Here is an 18,254-nt window from a genome sequence, read left to right as displayed (position 1 = left end):
CGGCACCGTGTGCCGGGCTTTTTACTACGCCGGAATAGCGGCGATTTTTGGACTTCTCGACCACACGCGATGCGCCGTCATCAGGGCGAGCAGTGTGTCCGCCGCTGGCGTGTCGAGAGCATCGGTGACGATGACCCCCTCTTCACCCTGGGCTGGGACCTGCAGAACGGACGTCAGCTGTCGCGCATCCCCTGCCAGCAGGATCGGCTTCAGATGCTTATAGGCTTCCAGCAGGTAATAGCGCGCGTCGCCGCTCTGGCTCAGGGCGCTGAGGTCGCCGCCAGGCACCACTACCGCATCCACCGTCAGCGATGGGGAACCGGCGAAGGTGCCGGCGATCGGCAGGGGAGAGCCATCGTCGGCGATGACTTCGCCCATCCGCGAGTAGAGCAGCTTGCTGTGCACGCCCTGGGCCTGCAGCGCCTGCAGGAGATGGACCAGATCCTGCGCCGAGGTGCGTTCGTTGAGCAGGACGGCCACTACACGGCCTTTCACATCCCCTTCGGCGTCGGCGTAGAGGCTGAGGCTGGGGTCTTTCTCCACGCCGTTGACCGGGGAAGGCAGGGTAATGTTACGCTGATAATCGCTCAGTTCGATACCTAAGTTCGCCCCGACCGCTTCCGCCAGCTTAGTATCAATGTGGGCCAGATGATCGACCACCCGCTCGCGGATCCAGGTGCGGACCACTTTGCTGAGTTCAAAGCTGAAACCATCGATAATATGCTGCTGCTCAATCGGCGTCTGGCTCAGCCAGAACAGACGCGGCTGGGCGTAATATTCGCCGAACGAAGGGCTGCGCTGGCGGATTTTTTCGCCGTCGACGCGCTCGGCGAGGGACTCAAAGCCGCCGCGTTTGGCCGCTGGCGGCGTCTCGCGCGGCCAGTTGTCGTTAATGGAGTTGGGCTCGTAGTTGGCCGGATTGGTGTCAATGTCCATCCGGTGCATCCCGTCGCGCTGGAAATTGTGATACGGGCAGGTTGGACGGTTGATGGGGATTTCATGGAAGTTCGGCCCACCCAGGCGGCTAATTTGCGTATCGGTGTAAGAGAAGAGGCGCCCCTGCAGCAGCGGATCGTTGCTGAAATCAATGCCCGGTACGATATGCCCGGGATGAAAGGCCGCCTGTTCGTTTTCGGCAAAGAAGTTGTCCGGATTGCGGTTGAGGACCATCTTGCCAACCCGTAAGACCGGCACCAGCGCCTCGGGGATCAGCTTGGTGGGATCGAGCAGATCGAAGTCAAAATCAAACTCGTTCTCCTCGGGGATGAGCTGCAGGCCAAGCTCAAATTCCGGGTAGTCCCCGGCTTCGATGGCCTCCCACAGGTCGCGGCGATGAAAATCGGGGTCGCGACCGGTCAGCTTCTGCGCTTCATCCCACACCAGCGACGCCTTGCCGGCGACGGGTTTCCAGTGGAAGCGAACGAAGGTGGCTTTGCCCTCGGCGTTGATCAGACGGAAAGTGTGGATCCCAAAGCCTTCCATGGTGCGATAGCTGCGCGGGATGCCGCGATCCGACATCGCCCACATCACATTGTGCAGCGTTTCCGGTTGCAGGGAGACATAGTCCCAGAAAGTATCGTGGGCGCTCTGTCCCTGCGGGATGGCCCAGTGAGGCTCAGGCTTCACGGCGTGGACAAAGTCGGGGAACTTCATCGCGTCCTGGATGAAGAAGACCGGTGTGTTGTTGCCGACCAGGTCAAAAATCCCTTCGTCAGTGTAAAACTTGGTAGCGAAGCCGCGAATATCGCGGACGGTGTCCGCCGACCCCGCGCCGCCCTGCACGGTGGAGAAGCGCACAAAGACCGGGGTGATCTTATCGGCTGCCGAGAGAAAATCGGCTTTGGTCAACGCTGTCAGGCTTTTGTAGGGCTGGAAGTAACCGTGGGCCGCTGAGCCGCGGGCATGAACGATACGCTCCGGAATTCGCTCATGGTCGAAGTGGGTGATCTTCTCCCGCAGAATAAAATCTTCCAGCAGTGTTGGGCCGCGGGCGCCGGCGCGCAGCGAATTCTGATCGTCGGCAATGCGCACGCCCTGGTTGGTGGTCAGCGGATAGTCTTCTCCGCCTTTGCGCTGCGGCTCCAGGGCGTCGAGTTTATTGCTGTGGGTATCAGGCGCTTTCAGGCTGCCAGGGGCGGTCGGTTCAGCGCCCGGGGCGGTGGGTTTCGGCGTGGGGCGCCACTCCTGGTCATCCGGCGCCAGCGAGTCGAGCCCCGGTTTCGCTTCCTCGCTGTCGTGGACCGGTGCCTGCTGGTGGTGAGGGTTTGGGTGCTTATCAGACATTACTCGTCTCCTGCTTTCATTGCTAAAAGTGGTCGTTGATAAACCAAAACCCTTCTAACTATAGAACATTACGCTGCCTGCGCCCGGCGCAGGGGCAGGGAGTTATCCTAAAATGCGCATCGGCGGCAGGGGGGCGACGAACGGGTCCACAATCGGCTATGATAGAGGTTTCTGTTTCCCGCTCTGTTTAGTGAATCCATTTGTTATGAAACCATTGCGCCAACAAAATCGCCCTGTCATTAGCTACGTGCCGCGCGTGGAGCCTGCGCCTCCGGAACATGCCGTGAAAATGGACCATTTTCGCGATGTCTGGATTTTGCGCGGGAAGTATGTCGCCTTTCTGCTGATGGGGGAGCATTTTCGCCGCTCGCCAGCGTTCAGCGTGCCGGAGTCGGCCCAGCGCTGGGCTAACCAGGTGCGTCAGGAAGGTGAGATTGAAGCCTGAGTCTGCTGCAGAAATAAAAAAACCGCTGATAATCAGCGGTTTTTTTGTGCTTACCGTTTAGCGATGCGCCAGCTCGGCCTCTTCTTCGCTATCGAAAATCGACTTGTCGGTCTGGCGCAGCCACTGGCTGGTCAGGGTCCCGGCGGTCATTGAGCCGTTAACGTTCAGCGCGGTACGCCCCATGTCGATCAGCGGTTCGACGGAGATCAGCAGCGCTACCAGGGTCACCGGCAGGCCCATCGCCGGCAGAACGATTAGCGCGGCGAAGGTGGCCCCGCCGCCCACCCCGGCGACGCCCGCCGAGCTGACGGTGACGATGCCCACGAGGGTGGCAATCCACATCGGATCCAGCGGGTTAATGCCCACGGTCGGCGCGACCATGACTGCCAGCATGGCCGGGTAGATACCGGCGCAGCCGTTCTGGCCGATGGTGGCGCCAAAGGAGGCGGAGAAGCTGGCAATTGACTCCGGTACGCCCAGGCGTCGGGTCTGCGCTTCCACGTTCAGCGGAATCGACGCGGCGCTGGAGCGGCTGGTGAAGGCGAAGGTGATCACCGGCCAGACTTTACGGAAGTACTTCAGCGGGCTGATGCCGTTAATCGCCAGCAGCAGGCCGTGGACGACAAACATAATGCCCAGCGCAATGTACGAAGCTACCACGAAGCCGCCAAGTTTGATGATGTCCTGCAGATTCGACCCGGCAACCACTTTGGTCATCAGGGCCAGTACGCCGTAAGGGGTCAGCTGCATCACCAGACGAACCAGCTTCATCACCCAGCCCTGCAGGGTATCGATGGCCGTCAGCACGCGCTGGCCTTTTTCCACATCCTCTTTCAGCAGCTTAAGCGCTGCCACGCCGAGGAATGCCGAGAAAATGACGATACTGATGATGGAGGTCGGGTTAGCCCCGGTCAGGTCAGCAAACGGGTTCTTCGGCACAAAGGAAAGGATCAGCTGCGGTACGCTGAGATCGGCCACTTTTCCCACATAGTTGCTCTGGATGGCGTTCAGACGGGCGGTTTCTGCGCTGCCCTGAACCAGACCCTCGGCGGTGAGGCCGAACATATTGGTCACCAGCACGCCAACCAGCGCAGCGATAAGCGTGGTGAACAGCAGAGTGCCGATGCTCAGGAAGCTGATTTTTCCCAGCTGAGAGGCATTATGCAGCCTGGCCACCGCGCTCAGGATCGAGGCGAAGACCAGCGGCATCACAATCATTTGCAGCAGCTGGACATAGCCATTACCGACGATATTGAACCACTGGATGGAATCCTTCAGCACCTGGCTGTCAGACCCGTAGATCAGCTGCAGAGCCAGACCAAAGACCACACCAATGGCCAGACCAACCAGCACTTTCCTGGCCAGGCTCCACTGTTTATGGCGAGTTTGCCCCAGCGCAAACAGTAATACGGCGAACACGACTACGTTCGCTATTAATGGAAAGTTCATCCCCGTTCTCCTGATATTTTTATAACCTGGGCTGGTGGATAACCAGCTCTTATGACGGCAAGGTTAGCAGAAGGCGTTATCAAGGACTTATATTCAAATGGAATGGGTTATAACCAAATGGTGTTTTCCGGCGGTTTATCGGCCACTCTGGTGACTAATAAAGCGATTGAAGGTGATTTGCAGGGAATTGATCACCCCGGAAGACCAGCGTATTGCGCTGTTGTCCGCCAGCGTCTGCGGCATCCAGACGGCATAGACGAACAGCGCCATGCATAAAGCGCGCTCCAGTTGGTTACCCTTGCGCGGCGCGAGGATCGGCAGCCGGAAGCGCCAGCGGCAGGGCCACAGCAACGGCACCCCGGCGGGGGTGAGCATATCGGCGAGGATGTGGCTGAGATAGCCCAGCACCAGGCCCTGGAGGGCGTCCGCCGGGACAAGCCAGCTGTCAGGCACCTTGAGGTAGAATAGCGTCAGCGCGCCAAAGACGGCCAGCAGGCTGTGGGTGAAGCCGCGGTGGCCAAAGGCCCGCGCCACGGGCTTTGAGATCCAGCTCAGCCGCTGGCCGAGAAATGACTTAGGGTGATCGATATCCGGCAGCAGGCAGGTCAATACCGCAGAGGGCACAATATGCCACCAGTCGCCCTGCGCCAGCACCGGCGTTAACTCTGCGTTTTTGGCAAATACTGCGCAGGCGATTGAAAAGAAGAGATGGCCTTCCGCCGTCATGATAACACACCCTAAACTGTCGATTCATACAGTATAGGGTTTTTATACAGTGTACGGAAGAGGTGACGGTGTAACTCTTTGTCACAAATTCTCAGCGTGCCAGCCATCCTCCATCGACGGCCAGCGTATAGCCGTTAATATAGTCGGCGGCGGCCGAGGCGAGAAACACCACCGGCCCCTGCAGGTCTTTGGGTTCTCCCCAGCGACCGGCGGGAATGCGCTCGAGGATCGCCTGGTTACGTTCTTCATCTTCGCGCAGCGCCTGGGTGTTATTTGTGGCCATATATCCTGGCGCAATGGCGTTGACGTTGATGCGTTGGCCGGCCCATTCGTTGGCCAGCAGACGGGTCAAACCCAGCACGCCGCTTTTCGAGGCGGTGTAGGAGGGGACGCGGATCCCACCCTGAAACGAGAGCATCGAGGCGATGTTAATGATTTTTCCGCCATCGCCCTGGCGAATGAACTGCCTGGCGACCGCCTGGCTGAGAAAGAAAACCGCTTTTAGATTCAGATCGATCACCGCGTCCCAGTCGCTTTCCGTGAAGGTCAGGGCATCATGGCGGCGGATAATCCCGGCGTTATTGACCAGAATATCGACCCGACCCATCGCCGCGACCGCCTGGTCGACCAGCACGCTCATCTCATCCTGACGGCTGAGATCCGCCTGAATGGCATGAAAGCGGCGACCCAGCGCCTGAACCTGTGCTGCCGTGTCATGGGGAATTTTACGGTTGATGCCGACGATATCGCACCCGGCCTGCGCCAGGCCCAGCGTCATTCCCTGTCCCAGTCCGGTATCGCAACCGGTCACGATGGCGACCTTACCCGTCAGGTCGAAGGCGTTCAGTACCATATTCACCTCTGTCAGCTGATCTTCAGGCGTACGATGACGCCACCTGTGACCAGCATAGAGGCAGGAAAACAAAATTACAATAAAAATGAAACGACGTTTTGATTTTATTGCCGGCGGCGTGACAGCGATCGCGTCACCCGCCAGCGTCCTTACCCGAGCAGGGCTTCGGCAGTCAGGGCCTGCAGTGACGGGAGCTTGACGTCCGCCAGCACGAAGCGCGGGTCGCGGCTGTTCTCCGCTTCCGGTACCACGATAGCGCGCATGCGCGCGGCTTTGCTGGCGATCATGCCGTTGACCGAATCCTCCAGCGCGACGCAGCGCTGCGGGTCGACTCCCAGGGCAGCGGCGCAGTTGAGGTATACCTGCGGGTGCGGTTTGCTCCAGGGCAGATGTTCCGCGGAGGCGAGCGCATCAAACTGGTCGCGCAGTTCGAACATGTTGAGCACTTTCTCCAGCATCACCAGCGGCGAGGCCGAGGCCAGCCCCACCTTTAAGCCCTGAGCTTTACACAGGGCCACCGCCTCGCGTACGCCCGGTAGCAGCGGGCGTGAGGCTTCTACCAGCTCGATGGCCCGGCGGATAATGCGCGCGGTGGCTTCTGCGCGATCGACGCCGTGCCACGGCTGCTGGGCATACCACAGATCCACCACAAGGTCGATTCGCAGACCAAGCAGGTCGGGCAGTTCATCGCGGCGGCGGGTATCCACCCCCAGGCTTTCCATGACCTCGACCTCCGCCTGATCCCAGAGCGGCTCAGAGTCAATCAGCAACCCGTCCATATCAAAAATCGCGGCCTCAATGCGGCGCTTCGCTGACATATGTCCTTCTCCTGTTGCGTAATCAGATAAACGAATCGGCATTCATGGTATATCATACCGCGCGTTATTGGGCGAAATTCGCCGTGGAAGATAGACTTATACCCGACACATTCGGGTCAGCGAGGAGCGCCTGCGCCACGCAACAGGCGGCAGGCGAATCACCAACGCGTCTTTAACAAGGGGAACTCATGACGTACCAACAAGCTGGACGCATAGCGGTTATCAAACGCATTTTGGGATGGGTCATCTTTATTCCCGCCGTGCTGTCGACGCTGATTTCTGTCCTCAAATTTATGTATGAGCACAGTGAAAAGAAACCCGGCATTGACGCGGTAATGATGGATTTTGCGCATGTCATGATTGAGATGATGCGCTTTAACACGCCGTTCCTGAACTTTTTCTGGTACAACTCGCCGCTGCCGGATTTCCACCACAGCCTGAACATCGGCTTCTGGATCATCTTCATTCTGGTTTTTGTCGGCATGGCGCTGCAGGCCTCCGGCGCGCGGATGGCGAGGCAGGCGAAATTTCTTCGCGAGGGGATTGAGGATCAGCTGATCCTCGAGCAGGCCAAAGGCGCAGAAGGGTTATCCCGTGAGCAGCTCGCTGAGCGGATCGTGGTACCGCGCCATACCATCCTGGTGCAATATTTCCCGCTGTATGTGCTGCCGGTGATCGTGATTATTATCGGCTACTTCTTCTTCTCGCTGCTGGGCTTTCTGTAAGCCAGGTGCCCGGTTAGCCGGGCACCATATTATTCTGCCGGCAGAGCCCGCGGTTTACCCTGATTATCGACGGCAACGTAGATAAACAGCGCTTCCGTCGCCTTATAGCGCTGGCCAATCGGTTCAGAAGAGACTTTTTTCACCCACACTTCGATGTTAATCGTCACTGAGGTGTTGCCGCGCTTCACGCAGCGGGCGTAGCAGCACACCACGTCGCCGACGGCGACCGGGCGTAAAAAGGTCATCCCATCCACGCGCACGGTCACCACGCGACCCTGAGCGATCTCTTTGGCCATGATGGCGCCACCGATATCCATCTGCGACATCAGCCAGCCGCCAAAAATATCCCCGTTGGCATTGGTATCCGCCGGCATCGCCAGGGTGCGTAAAACCATTTCGCCCTTCGGGGCAAGATCTGTAGTTGTCATGCTCTACTCTGTTGTGGTCAAAGACGATCAGCGGGATGCTACTATGAAAACGGGGCGGAGAGAATAGGGGAAAGCGCCCGCAGAGGCGGGCGCGGTGGTTCAGAAGGAGAGGGTAACGCCGGCGTAATACGCGCGGCCAGGCTCATTGTAGGTCGAGGCGCCGGCGTTTTCGCGATACAGTTGCTTATCAAACAGATTACTTATTCCGGCGTTCAGGCGAATATCCCGGTTTAGCTGATACTGGGTACCGATCCCCACGATGGAATAGGCACCTACCTCGGTGGTGGCAAGGGTCCCGGTTTCGTTGCGAATTTCCGCATACTGACGCGGCTGCTGACGGCCATAAAGCGTCCAGTTCACATTCGCAGACAGGGCACCGTTTACCTGCCAGTCGAGCATCGTGTTAATGGTATATTTCGGGATCACCGACAGCGGATTGCCTGTCTCTTTACTTTCTGATTTGAGCATCCAGGTGGCATTGGTCCGCCAGCTTAGGACATCTCTCAGCACCGGGATCAGCAGATTTCCTTCCAGCCCCTCGACCACGGCTTTGCCGCCGTTCTGCCACTGCAGAATATTATTGCCGCTGGAGGTATAGCCCAGCACCTCGGTTCCGGAGACGATTTTGTTTTTGTAATCGTTGCGGAACCAGGTAACCCCGGCAGCGTAACCATTAATGTTGAATTCGATACCGATCTCTTTGTTAATACTGATCTCCGGATCGAGGTCAGGGTTGCCCAGCAGATAGCAGCTGCCTTCAGCTATAGTGTTCGGACAACCGTTGCCGCGGGTGGAGAGCAAATAGCCTTCACTGGATTGATAGAGGTTAGGCGCTTTAAACACGCGCGCGATACCGGCCTTCAGCGTGAACATATCGCTCAGCTCCTGAGACAGATTGAGGCTTGGACTCCAGTTGCTGCCAAACTGATTATGATAATCGAAGCGGATGCCGGGGATCAGGTTGGTGCCAGGCACGGCTTCGATATTATCTTCCAGATAGATACCGGTGAGGGTGGCGCTGTTTTTGGTACTACGTTGCGTAGGGTCGCCCGAGGTCCCAGGGATAGTCTCGCCGTTGCTGTTAGTGGCCTGCATTGATGCCGGGTCGTCGAGCTGATCATGGTTCCATTCCATTCCCAGCGTCAGCGTCTGGTCCGCCAGCCAGAAGAAAGGCACATTGAATTCCGAGGTAGTACGCCAGGATTCCAGACGGCTGGTGGCATAATCCTCACTGTTGATCATGCCCTCGACGCGGCCGGTGGAGCCTTCCTGCAGGCGGGTATTGTTGGTTTTCTCGTAGTAAACACCGGCTTTGGACTGGCCCCAATCCCATAGACCGTTGTAGGTCAGTCCCCAGGACTGGCGATAGAGGCGATTAGTTTCGTGGCCGTACAGGGAGTCCACCAGCCCGTTCGGGCTAAGATTGCCGTTGCTGTACTGGGTATCACCAGCATAGATATTCCCCTGGCGACTATAGGCATAGCTGAAATCGAGGATCTGTTGCGGGGTCATTTTCCATGACAGCAAGGCGTTAATATCTTTATTGCGTACCCCTTCGCGCCCCGCAGCGTAAGAGCCGTTTTGCGCATGGTTAATATCCCAGGCGTCGGGTTCCGTTTTATTGATATTGCCATACAGGCGCATCGTCAGCGCTTCGCCGGCCAGTGGGCCGCTGAGATTGAAGTTAGCGCGATTGGTCGTGCCTTCCTTGTTGTTTTCCGGCTGGTTGGTAAAGAAAGACAGCGAACCGTGCCAGTTGTTGGTCGGGCGTTTGGTAATGATATTGACCACTCCGCCCGCCGCGCCGGAACCATAGCGCGCGGCTGCCGGACCGCGGAGAACTTCAATCCTTTCGACCATCTCTGCAGGTACCCAGTTGCTGTCGCCCCGGGTATCGCGTTCGCCGCGCCAGCTATAGCGAACCGCGTTACGTGACGTGACCGGTACCCCATCTATCAGGATCAGGGTGTTCTCCGGCCCCATGCCGCGGATATCAATCTGGCGGTTGTTGCCCCGACTGCCGCTGGCGCTGTTGCCGGTCAAGTTCACCCCGGGCATTTTACGGATGATGTCTGAGAGATCGTTGACCGGCGGCTGCTTAGCAATATCATCTGCCGTGATAATCGACACCCCGGGCTGTTGCTTAAGCACCTCTTCCGCCGTACTGCGCACAATCATCGTTTCGGTATCTTGTTCTGATTCTTCAGCAAAGGCGTTAGGGGCGAGGAGACTGGATATGACCAGCGCCAGGGTCGTGGGGACAGAATATTGCGGCGATCTCATGTAAATATCCTTTTCAAAGCAATTCAAAATGAGATCGAGAATATTAATGATAACCATTATCATTACAATGTAACGAGATGAATCTCCATAAAATCCTCACAATTACCGCAACTTTTTATGCAGTTGAGAGAAATCGTGAAGAGAGCCTGCACAGTGTGGCCAGGAAGCTGTCAGCGTATGCGCTGAGGTTGTGTGGTTGCAGGGAATGTTTGCCAGCGCAGTGAGATTATAGGGGGCGCGCGCGGCGCGCGATGGCGCGCCGGTGGAGGAGTTAGTGGTGGTCGTCCTGCGGCATATGGCGGTAGATGTAGATCCCGCTCAGCAGGGTAAAGACCAGCGTGAGGGCGGTTAAGCCAAAGACCTTGAAGTTCACCCAGATATTCTGCGGCAGCCAGAAGGCGATATAGATATTGGCCAGCCCGCAAAGGATAAAGAACACCGCCCAGGCCAGGTTAAGCCGCGACCAGACCTGCTGCGGCAGGGCCAGCTCTTTGCCCAGCATGCGCTGGATCAACGGCTTTTTCATCACCCACTGGCTGAACAGCAGCGCGCCAGCGAACAGGGCATAGATCACCGTCACCTTCCATTTAATAAACTCATCATTGTGGAAGAAGAGAGTTAACCCGCCGAAGACGGCCACCAGCACAAAGGTGATCAGCGCCATTTTTTCGACTTTACGGTAGCGTACCCAGCTGTAGATCAGCACGATAGCGGTCGCGACGATCAGCGCGGTGGTGGCGGCGTAGATATCGTAAAGCTTATAGAAGGCAAAGAAGACCACCAGCGGTAAAAAATCCAGAAACTGCTTCATACATCGATCCCGTCTTTCAGGACGGACCGGGGAAGACCCCGATCCTGGTTAAGATTAGTTGCGGATAAGCATATACACGCGGAATAAATAGATCAGCAACAGGGCGGATATCAGGTTGCTGATGGTATTGATGACCACCGCGCCGACGTTTGGCGTCAGGACAGCAAAGCTGGAAGCGAACAGTAACAGCAGGGTTTTTGCCACCAGCCAGCCAATGATAGCCGGCGCCACCAGCCGCAGATTGGCCCACGCCAGACGCATGCTGCTGCGCATGGCGCTGAGGATACCCATTTTGTCCTGCACCAGCATGATCGGCGCAAAGGCCAGCACGATGGCCAGCAGCACGCCGGGCACCAGGACCAGCATCATCCCCATCTGCACCAGGAAGGTAGTGAAGAGGATCAACAGCAGCAGCTTCGGCAGCACCGGGGCTGAGGCGCCGATGGCACGCAGGGCGCTAACGCGATGACCGGCGGAGACCAGCTGGATCAGCAGCAGAACGCCGCCGGCGAGGATCGCATTGCCCACCAGACCCGAGAAGGTTGATGCCGCCGAGGCGCGCAGCAGAACCTGCTGCTGCTCCGGCGTCATGTTCTGCACCAGCTCAAACAGCCCGGCGCTACCGGCGAGGTTATCGCCTTCGCTGAGTATCGACAGCTGCTCGTCACTGGGTGAAAAGGCATGGCCAAGTACTACCGTAATAAACGCGCACAACAGCGCAATCAGCAAAATGGTAATGAACTGATTACGAAAAAAATTCCCGGTGTCACGGTAGACGGACTTCGCCGTGATAGACATGCATTCTCCTTGAGTGTCGCAGGTGTTAACTAGCCGGCGATTGTACCGCAAATCGTTCCGTCGTAGCACTCTCTGCACCATTCAGGGCAGGTATATCTTTGTAAAGAGGCCGCAATGGCGGTAGGCCATAGCGCGCCCGCGCCCGGTTGCAGGCGTCATTTTCCTCACCATTCTCACCGGACATGGCGAATTCGCGGCACGGTGAGGGACGGTTTTCATAAATAGTGCAGTGGACGGCGTCACCGATGTCGCCTGACAGCGCCGCGCAGCGGCTCTGGCGCTGGTTGGTGCCGCTCATGCAGCGCAGGAAAGGGGTCAGCGGCTCGGTCAGCGCGGAAGGCACCAGGCCACCCGCGTCGTCGGCTTCCGCCCAGTAGAAAGAGACACGAAAATACGCACAACAGGCACCGCACGTCATGCACGGGTTGATTTCACTCATAATTACACCTGAAAAAACGCATCAACACAGATTGTCGGCAGTTAACTTATCCAGCCGCTTTTGCGGCGGCAAGAGGGGGAGAAATATTTTTTTCGCGAAAAGTGAAAATTGATGTGAGAAGGATTCAGGGTATTGCGATCGGTAGCAAAAATTAATCTGGATCAATAAATGTTAAATCTAAGGTTTTAGTGTGATCTAAAACAGATCAAACGTAACTCGTTATAGGTATATTTGGCCGCGCTGAAAAACCATAATGAGGAAGTGGATATGAAGAAGTTAGCAGCGGCGGCATTAATTCTTAGCACGCTTTCCACCGGCAGCGTCTGGGCGCATGAAGCGGGTGAATTTTTCATTCGTGCCGGGACCGCCACCGTCCGACCGACGGAGGGCTCTGACAATGTGTTAGGCAGCCTTGGCAGTTTCAACGTCAGTAACAACACCCAACTGGGTTTAACCTTTACCTATATGGCCACCGATAACATCGGCGTGGAGCTGCTGGCGGCAACGCCGTTCCGCCATAAGGTCGGCACCGGGCCAACCGGGACTATCGCCACCGTCCATCAGTTGCCACCCACCCTGATGGCGCAGTGGTACTTTGGCGATGCGCAAAGCAAGGTGCGCCCGTACGTGGGGGCGGGTATTAACTACACCACCTTCTTTAATGAAGACTTTAACGATACCGGCAAGGCGGCCGGGCTTTCCGATCTGAGCCTGAAGGACTCCTGGGGCGCGGCGGGGCAGGTCGGCCTCGATTATCTGATTAACCGTGACTGGCTGCTGAATATGTCGGTGTGGTACATGGATATCGATACCGATGTGAAATTCAAAGCCGGCGGCGTGGACCAGAAAGTCAGCACCCGTCTGGATCCGTGGGTGTTTATGTTCTCCGCGGGTTATCGATTTTAAATCCTGCTGAAAACTGGCCAACGGATGGCCAGTTCATTGTCACGTCACACCTGTCTGCCGCAAGCCTTCGCCATCGATAGCGGATCACACTTCCGTCCACTGGCGCAGTAGGTTGTGATACATGTTGAGCAGGGAGAGGACCTCTTCTCCGTCGCCAAAGCGGGCCTTCAGAGACTGGATGGTGCGGTCCAGGTCGTAAAGCATCGCGCGCTGCTTATCGTCGCGGACCATCGACTGGATCCACAGGAAAGAGGCCTGACGTACGCCGCGGGTAACCGGGGTGACGCAGTGCAGGCTGCTGGCGGGATAGAGCACCAGATGCCCGGCCGGGAGCTTCACCCGGTGCTGGCCATAGGTGTCTTCAATCACCAGTTCACCGCCCTCATAGCTCTCCGGCTCGCAAAGAAACAGCGTCGCTGACAGGTCAGTGCGCATCCAGCCCGCCTCGCCGTTCTGGCGAACGGCGCCATCGACATGAAAACCGTAGGTCTCCCCTGGCCCATAGCGGTTAAACAACGGTGCGGAAATCGTCCGCGGCAGCGCGGCGGAAAAAAACTGCGGGTGGCCGCGCAGCGCGTCGAGCACGGCGGCTTGCAGGCGGGCATACAGCGGCGTACGGGTATCGATCTGCTGGTTCTGTTTGACGGCCGCCCCCTGGCTGCCCACCGTAACCCGTCCGTCGACCCACTCGGCCTGCGCCAGCTGCCGGGTAAATTCCGCCACCTGGTCTGCCGATAGCACGTCAGGAATGTGATACATCATCGCGGTGTTCTCTCTAAAAGGTGGGGCGCAACGGCCCCACGCACAGACTCAGAAGTGGACGTTCGCCGTCAGCATAAAGGTACGGGGTTCGCCCGGATGATAGCGATAGCCGCTCTTGTTGATGGAGGCCACGTAATCGGTATCAAACAGGTTGTACATATTGAGCTGCAGATCGAGGTTGCTGTTGACCCGATAGCCCAGTTTGGCGTCGGCGACCCAGTAGCCCTCGGTGTGATCCGGGGTACCGACCGCGCCATCGCTGCCCCGGCGCAGGCTTCCGACATAGCGCACACCGCCGCCGACGGACAGATCGCTGGTGGCCTGATACTGCGTCCACAGCGTAAAGGCATGTTTCGGGGTGTAGGCCAGGGCGGAAGATCCATCCTGCGCTACGTTCTGTCCCTCCGTCACTGTCGCATGCTGCTGCGTGTAGCCGGCGATGATCGTCCAGTCCGGGGTCAGGTTTCCGGTTGCGGAGAGTTCATACCCCTCCACGCGCTTTTTGCCGTACTGCGACCAGGTTCCGTCATCGTTGGCGGCCACTTCGTTTTCAATATCGGTACGGAATAACGCCGCGCTGAGCAGCAGACGGTTGTCGAAGATTTGCCACTTGGTGCCCAGCTCGCTGGATTTCGCCTTCTGTGGCTTAAAGTCGGTTCGGTTGGCGCTGTTGCCGCTACCGCTGGCGGCCAGGGCGAAACTGCTGCCCCCCGGCGGCTGCTGTGAGATGGCGTAGTTGACGTAGACATTGCCCTGCTCGGTTAAGCGGTACAGTGCCCCGGCTTTCCAGTTAACCAGATTGCCGGATTTGGCGGTATCCACGGTGGTGACCGGGCTGCCCGTCGACTGGCCGGGCGGGCAGGCGATAGCCCCGCGTCCGCTGCCGCCGCAGGCGGTGGCGCTGTCATATTTAGTATGATAATTGTCGAGACGTAGCCCGCCGTTGACCTCAATCCGTTCGGTCAGCGTCAGCGTATCGAAGGCATAAATCCCGAAGGTATCAGTCTGGCCGTTGGCATTCGCTCCGTTTCTGTCCAGCCCGCCAATCGACAGGTTGCTCACCGGATGGTAGAGATTCACCGCCGGCGCAGTCATGGCGTTAACGCCATAGTTGGTCTGGTTTTCCCGGGTAAACTCCACGCCGGCGCTGACGTCATGGCCTATCGAGCCGGTATTGAAGGTCGAGGTGATATTGGTCTGGTTGGTCAGAATGCGGTTGCTGACATCTTTGGTATTAACCAGACGCGACCAGCTCCAGGTGTTGACGTCATTGATATCGGGGGCGGTGATATTGCTCGCGCCGCCCATCACCGCGGTCAAAAGATACTCCTGTTTCACCCGCGACCAACGGGTGGTATTGCGCACGGTGGTATTGTCCGTCAGATCGTGTTCGAAGCGTAGGGTGCCGCTGTCGGTGGTGGATTTATCATAATCGGAGTCGGTGCCATAGAAATTGTTGGTATCCACCTTCCCGGCGGAATTGAGCGCGGCATATTTCGGCGAAGGTGCCGAATAGCCCGGCAGGCCGACGGTGGGGATCCCGCCATCCGGGGTGTTGTTCTGCCGGACATGCAGATAGTTCAGATACAGACGAGTTGGGGTATCGAGTCCGAAGGCCAGCGATGGCGCGATGCCATAGCGTTCGTTTTCAATGCGGTCCCGACCGGCGTCATGAGTTTTTTCCCCCATCAGGTTCAGACGGAACGCGGCGTTGTCGCTAAACGCCTGGTTCAGGTCGAGCGTTCCCCGACGCGACCAGGCGCTGCCGATGCTGGCCGAACCGTCGATCCCGGAGTCAAGGCGCGGCTGCTTGCTGATCATATTGATCGATCCGGAGGGCGCGCTGCGGCCATAGTCCGTGCCGGCGGGTCCTTTGATGACTTCCACCTGCTGGGTATTGAAGGTATCGCGCGTCACACTGCCGATGTCGCGGATGCCGTCCACATAGATGCTGTTAGAGGTATCCACGCCGCGCATGTAGATGGCATCCCCGGTGGTTGAACTGCCATTCTCGCCGGCATAAAACGCCCCGACGCCGGGGACGTTTTTGAGGGCGTCAGTCAGGTTGGTGACGCCCTGATCTTTAATCACCTGTTCCGGGATCACGGTGATGGTGCGGGTGGTATCGACCAGCGGTTTATTGAACTTGGGATCGGCGGAGGCGCCGGGAGAGTAGAGTGAGGGCGGAGTGGCTTCCACCACCAGCGTCTCTTCACTATTTTTGACTGATTTTTCCGCTGCGATGCCCGTTGCCGGTGAGGCCCCCAGACACAGACCCGTAAACAATGCCAATGAGTTGAAACTGCCAAACGGCAGAGAAGCGTTTTTTTCCATGATAAATGCAGGCTTATTTTTTGTTATGAGCACATACCACACCGCGCAAAAGCGACGTTTTTCGTCGTCTGGCTTGCGCTGACCCGGTGTGATTCTATAAATGATAAAAAGAATAGTTATCATTCGCCTTAATGTTTACATAGAAATGTTGACGTTTAAACATATTTCTTCATCGCGATTTACATAGTTCATAAATTTTGAACGAAAAGGGCGGGGATGAAGCAAAAGAGCGGCTGGAAGAGGCCGGTGACAGGCCGCGCCGCGAGGTGACAGGCGCCAGGGCTAACCCGGCGCTTCGTGGTTTTTGGCATAAAAGATGCCCTCCTTCTGCGCGAGGAGAACGCCGTTCTGGAAATTGGTGTAATGAAAAATAGCGGCCCACCGATCCCTCTGCAGGCACTGTTCCGCGACCGCGTTATTGGGGGGACGACCAGCGAGCGTTCTCCCGCCGCGTGACGGAGAACAATGCCGCGCCGTATGTCGTCTGGAGCAGGCGGCGGGCCACTGCTGGCTGCGGCAACTGGTGCGTGAGGTGTGTCGCGAGTAAAAAAAAGCCCGCACAAGTGCGGGCAAAAATACTGGAAGCAATGTGAGCAATGTCGTACTGAATACCTGAGTTGTTTACTCAACTATTCAGTAATGAGAAAGATAATATTTCTCATTTAAGATATCAACCCCATCTTTTGTGCGGAAGCGATTTTTTATCCGAGGGTGAAAACCGTGCGCTTCTGGCTGTCGTCCTGCGGCCAGGCCGCCGCGATCTCCTGCAGCGGCCGCGGGGTGGTGGCGATGGTGAATTTACCCGGCACCGCCGCCTGCAGCATTTCACCTGTCGCCGCCAGCAGCTGCGGCATCGACAGGCTACCGATACCGCTGCCCATCAGCACGAGCGGTGCGGAACGCAGAACTGCGCCATTTAACGCGATATCGGCGCCAGCCAGGGACCCCACCTGCACATAGCGCACCGGTCTGCCGGCTGGGGTATATTTCGCCAGGGCCGGCAATAACACTTCCGCGCTGTGTCCCCACAGGTAATCGATGACCACGTCAATCTGCGCAGCGCTGGTCGCTGAAAATTGCCCGCTCAAGGTTTTATCATCAGCGGTTAAGTGAATACACTCATCGGCGTCCAGCGCCGCCAGTGTCTGCGCATTCCGTCCGGTTGCAATGATTTTTTTCGCTCCCAGATAGCGGGCAATCTGCACCGCCAGCTGACCGGCGCTGCCGGTGGCGCCGTTAATCAGCACCGTTTCACCGGCCTGGATCTGGGCGCGAGTCACCAGAGACGCCCACGCGGACATGCCGGGATTGGCCATCGCCGCGGCGCTAACATCATCGAGCGCATCCGGCACCGGCAGGCAACTCTGCAGGGCAACCGGCGCCTGCTGCGCCATACTGCCGAAGGGGGCGGTGGGGAAGGCGAAATAGACGCGCTGGCCCTGAGGTGTGGTGCCGACGCCATCGATACCGGGCACAAAGGGCAGATTGCCGTCGAAGCTGTAATGGCGTCCGGATGCGCGGGCCTTAACCACATGGCTCAGCGCGGCGGCGCGGACGTCAATGATCGTCTGGCCGGGCGCGGGCTGCGGGTCGATAAAATCGGCCCAAACCGGGCCTTCTGCGAGGTCAAAAACCACGGCTGCTTTCATAAATTATCTCCTGTCGGGAATTATGTGTAAAATACACATATTGTTTTACAGCACTATACGCGGAAAATTAATATATGCAAGATGCACATAATGACTACGACATTACCGATTTTCACGGCGCGCTACTGGATATCATCAGCGTGATGAACCAGCCGCTGCGCGACGAGCAGATCCTCCAGGCGGCCGGCGTCCAGCTGGAACAGATGCTGTTTCCGCTGCTGGTGGCGGTAGGGCGCCATGGCCCGGTAGGGGTGGTTGAGCTGGCGGATCATTTAGGGCGCGATTACACCACCGTCAGCCGCCAGGTGAAAAAACTGGAAGCCCAGGGACTCGCCTGTAAGCAACCTAACCGTCATGACCGACGGATCAGTGAAGTGACGCTTAGCGCCAGCGGACAACAGATGATCGACAGAATTGCGGTAGCGCGGCGGCGGTTAATGAATCAGGTGCTGGCGCAGTGGCCGGAAGATGAAGTGCAGGCGCTGTTTCGCTTAACGCGCAAATACGCCGACAGTTTGCAGCAACCGAGCTAAATTCTCGCGTGC

The 18,254-nt window shown here is 57.7% G+C and carries 17 protein-coding genes; 4 read left to right on the top strand and 13 right to left on the bottom strand.

The window, feature by feature from the left end:
* Positions 1-24 precede the first annotated feature (24 nt).
* Entirely contained in the window at positions 25-2,283 is a 2,259-nt protein-coding gene (gene katE / locus CW267_RS17315; protein ID WP_046881574.1) for a catalase HPII, read from the bottom strand.
* A 205-nt stretch (positions 2,284-2,488) separates the two neighbouring features.
* On the opposite strand from katE, the gene cedA reads away from it, so the two are divergent.
* Positions 2,489-2,728 carry a cell division activator CedA gene (gene cedA / locus CW267_RS17310; protein ID WP_004151919.1) on the top strand — a complete coding sequence of 80 codons (240 nt, stop codon included), beginning with the start codon at positions 2,489-2,491 and terminating at the stop codon, positions 2,726-2,728.
* Between the two features lie 57 nt (positions 2,729-2,785).
* On the opposite strand, the gene CW267_RS17305 is transcribed toward cedA, so the two are convergent.
* From CW267_RS17305 to hxpB, 4 genes are all read right to left on the bottom strand, one after another.
* Positions 2,786-4,177: an L-cystine transporter gene (locus CW267_RS17305; RefSeq protein WP_008807755.1), complete on the bottom strand. Its 1,392-nt coding sequence runs from the start codon at positions 4,175-4,177 to the stop codon at positions 2,786-2,788.
* A gap of 135 nt (positions 4,178-4,312) precedes the next feature.
* Positions 4,313-4,903, bottom strand: coding sequence for a metal-dependent hydrolase (locus tag CW267_RS17300; protein WP_096834444.1), 591 nt, complete (start codon positions 4,901-4,903; stop codon positions 4,313-4,315).
* A gap of 91 nt (positions 4,904-4,994) precedes the next feature.
* Positions 4,995-5,756: a 2-dehydro-3-deoxy-D-gluconate 5-dehydrogenase KduD gene (gene kduD / locus CW267_RS17295; protein WP_008807756.1), complete on the bottom strand. Its 762-nt coding sequence runs from the start codon at positions 5,754-5,756 to the stop codon at positions 4,995-4,997.
* A 149-nt stretch (positions 5,757-5,905) separates the two neighbouring features.
* Complete coding sequence (hxpB, locus tag CW267_RS17290; protein ID WP_012968454.1) at positions 5,906-6,574, bottom strand: hexitol phosphatase HxpB; 669 nt, start codon at positions 6,572-6,574, stop codon at positions 5,906-5,908.
* Between the two features lie 188 nt (positions 6,575-6,762).
* Here hxpB and CW267_RS17285 point away from each other — a divergent pair, with 188 nt between their 5' ends.
* Positions 6,763-7,299 (top strand): YniB family protein, encoded by a 537-nt coding sequence (locus tag CW267_RS17285; RefSeq protein WP_008807758.1) that lies wholly within the window; start codon positions 6,763-6,765, stop codon positions 7,297-7,299.
* Between the two features lie 29 nt (positions 7,300-7,328).
* On the opposite strand, the gene yciA is transcribed toward CW267_RS17285, so the two are convergent.
* From yciA to CW267_RS17260, 5 genes are all read right to left on the bottom strand, one after another.
* Positions 7,329-7,727 carry an acyl-CoA thioester hydrolase YciA gene (gene yciA / locus CW267_RS17280; protein WP_008807759.1) on the bottom strand — a complete coding sequence of 133 codons (399 nt, stop codon included), beginning with the start codon at positions 7,725-7,727 and terminating at the stop codon, positions 7,329-7,331.
* A gap of 99 nt (positions 7,728-7,826) precedes the next feature.
* On the bottom strand, positions 7,827-10,010 hold the full coding sequence (locus CW267_RS17275) for a TonB-dependent siderophore receptor (RefSeq protein ID WP_072122615.1): 2,184 nt from the start codon (positions 10,008-10,010) through the stop codon (positions 7,827-7,829).
* A gap of 271 nt (positions 10,011-10,281) precedes the next feature.
* A complete protein-coding gene (locus CW267_RS17270) occupies positions 10,282-10,821 on the bottom strand; it encodes a septation protein A (RefSeq protein ID WP_008807761.1) in 540 nt (179 codons plus the stop codon).
* 54 nt (positions 10,822-10,875) lie between these two features.
* Positions 10,876-11,619 (bottom strand): YciC family protein, encoded by a 744-nt coding sequence (locus CW267_RS17265; RefSeq protein ID WP_008807762.1) that lies wholly within the window; start codon positions 11,617-11,619, stop codon positions 10,876-10,878.
* A gap of 25 nt (positions 11,620-11,644) precedes the next feature.
* Positions 11,645-12,058 (bottom strand): YkgJ family cysteine cluster protein, encoded by a 414-nt coding sequence (locus tag CW267_RS17260; protein ID WP_032754088.1) that lies wholly within the window; start codon positions 12,056-12,058, stop codon positions 11,645-11,647.
* 267 nt (positions 12,059-12,325) lie between these two features.
* On the opposite strand from CW267_RS17260, the gene ompW reads away from it, so the two are divergent.
* Positions 12,326-12,964, top strand: coding sequence for an outer membrane protein OmpW (gene ompW / locus CW267_RS17255; RefSeq protein ID WP_012542066.1), 639 nt, complete (start codon positions 12,326-12,328; stop codon positions 12,962-12,964).
* An 84-nt stretch (positions 12,965-13,048) separates the two neighbouring features.
* On the opposite strand, the gene ybiX is transcribed toward ompW, so the two are convergent.
* The 3 genes from ybiX to CW267_RS17240 all read right to left on the bottom strand — a co-directional run bounded on the left by ybiX (position 13,049) and on the right by CW267_RS17240 (position 17,709).
* A complete protein-coding gene (gene ybiX / locus CW267_RS17250) occupies positions 13,049-13,726 on the bottom strand; it encodes a PKHD-type hydroxylase YbiX (protein WP_008807765.1) in 678 nt (225 codons plus the stop codon).
* A 48-nt stretch (positions 13,727-13,774) separates the two neighbouring features.
* Complete coding sequence (locus CW267_RS17245; RefSeq protein WP_063266950.1) at positions 13,775-16,060, bottom strand: catecholate siderophore receptor Fiu; 2,286 nt, start codon at positions 16,058-16,060, stop codon at positions 13,775-13,777.
* 701 nt (positions 16,061-16,761) lie between these two features.
* Positions 16,762-17,709, bottom strand: a complete 948-nt coding sequence (locus tag CW267_RS17240) for a quinone oxidoreductase family protein (RefSeq protein WP_023297444.1) — start codon at positions 17,707-17,709, stop codon at positions 16,762-16,764.
* Positions 17,710-17,783: 74 nt separating this feature from the next.
* Here CW267_RS17240 and CW267_RS17235 point away from each other — a divergent pair, with 74 nt between their 5' ends.
* Entirely contained in the window at positions 17,784-18,242 is a 459-nt protein-coding gene (locus CW267_RS17235) for a MarR family winged helix-turn-helix transcriptional regulator (RefSeq protein ID WP_100781360.1), read from the top strand.
* The last annotated feature ends 12 nt before the right edge of the window (positions 18,243-18,254 follow it).

This window comes from Klebsiella sp. X1-16S-Nf21 (assembly GCF_002837615.1).
Taxonomy (GTDB): Bacteria; Pseudomonadota; Gammaproteobacteria; order Enterobacterales; family Enterobacteriaceae; genus Klebsiella; species Klebsiella variicola.
Note: the sequence above shows the minus strand (reverse complement) of the source record. Positions and strands in the feature narration are given on the sequence as shown.

Bases quoted from the DNA above. Each gene is read 5' to 3' on its own strand.
- CW267_RS17240 (WP_023297444.1), bottom strand. From the start codon at position 17,709: ATGAAAGCAGCCGTGGTTTTTGACCTCGCAGAAGGCCCGGTTTGGGCC.
- CW267_RS17235 (WP_100781360.1), top strand. From the start codon at position 17,784: ATGCAAGATGCACATAATGACTACGACATTACCGATTTTCACGGCGCG.
- ompW (WP_012542066.1), top strand. From the start codon at position 12,326: ATGAAGAAGTTAGCAGCGGCGGCATTAATTCTTAGCACGCTTTCCACC.
- ybiX (WP_008807765.1), bottom strand. From the start codon at position 13,726: ATGATGTATCACATTCCTGACGTGCTATCGGCAGACCAGGTGGCGGAA.
- CW267_RS17265 (WP_008807762.1), bottom strand. From the start codon at position 11,619: ATGTCTATCACGGCGAAGTCCGTCTACCGTGACACCGGGAATTTTTTT.
- CW267_RS17285 (WP_008807758.1), top strand. From the start codon at position 6,763: ATGACGTACCAACAAGCTGGACGCATAGCGGTTATCAAACGCATTTTG.
- CW267_RS17275 (WP_072122615.1), bottom strand. From the start codon at position 10,010: ATGAGATCGCCGCAATATTCTGTCCCCACGACCCTGGCGCTGGTCATA.
- yciA (WP_008807759.1), bottom strand. From the start codon at position 7,727: ATGACAACTACAGATCTTGCCCCGAAGGGCGAAATGGTTTTACGCACC.
- kduD (WP_008807756.1), bottom strand. From the start codon at position 5,756: ATGGTACTGAACGCCTTCGACCTGACGGGTAAGGTCGCCATCGTGACC.
- CW267_RS17300 (WP_096834444.1), bottom strand. From the start codon at position 4,903: ATGACGGCGGAAGGCCATCTCTTCTTTTCAATCGCCTGCGCAGTATTT.
- CW267_RS17260 (WP_032754088.1), bottom strand. From the start codon at position 12,058: ATGAGTGAAATCAACCCGTGCATGACGTGCGGTGCCTGTTGTGCGTAT.
- CW267_RS17245 (WP_063266950.1), bottom strand. From the start codon at position 16,060: ATGGAAAAAAACGCTTCTCTGCCGTTTGGCAGTTTCAACTCATTGGCA.
- CW267_RS17305 (WP_008807755.1), bottom strand. From the start codon at position 4,177: ATGAACTTTCCATTAATAGCGAACGTAGTCGTGTTCGCCGTATTACTG.
- hxpB (WP_012968454.1), bottom strand. From the start codon at position 6,574: ATGTCAGCGAAGCGCCGCATTGAGGCCGCGATTTTTGATATGGACGGG.
- cedA (WP_004151919.1), top strand. From the start codon at position 2,489: ATGAAACCATTGCGCCAACAAAATCGCCCTGTCATTAGCTACGTGCCG.
- CW267_RS17270 (WP_008807761.1), bottom strand. From the start codon at position 10,821: ATGAAGCAGTTTCTGGATTTTTTACCGCTGGTGGTCTTCTTTGCCTTC.
- katE (WP_046881574.1), bottom strand. From the start codon at position 2,283: ATGTCTGATAAGCACCCAAACCCTCACCACCAGCAGGCACCGGTCCAC.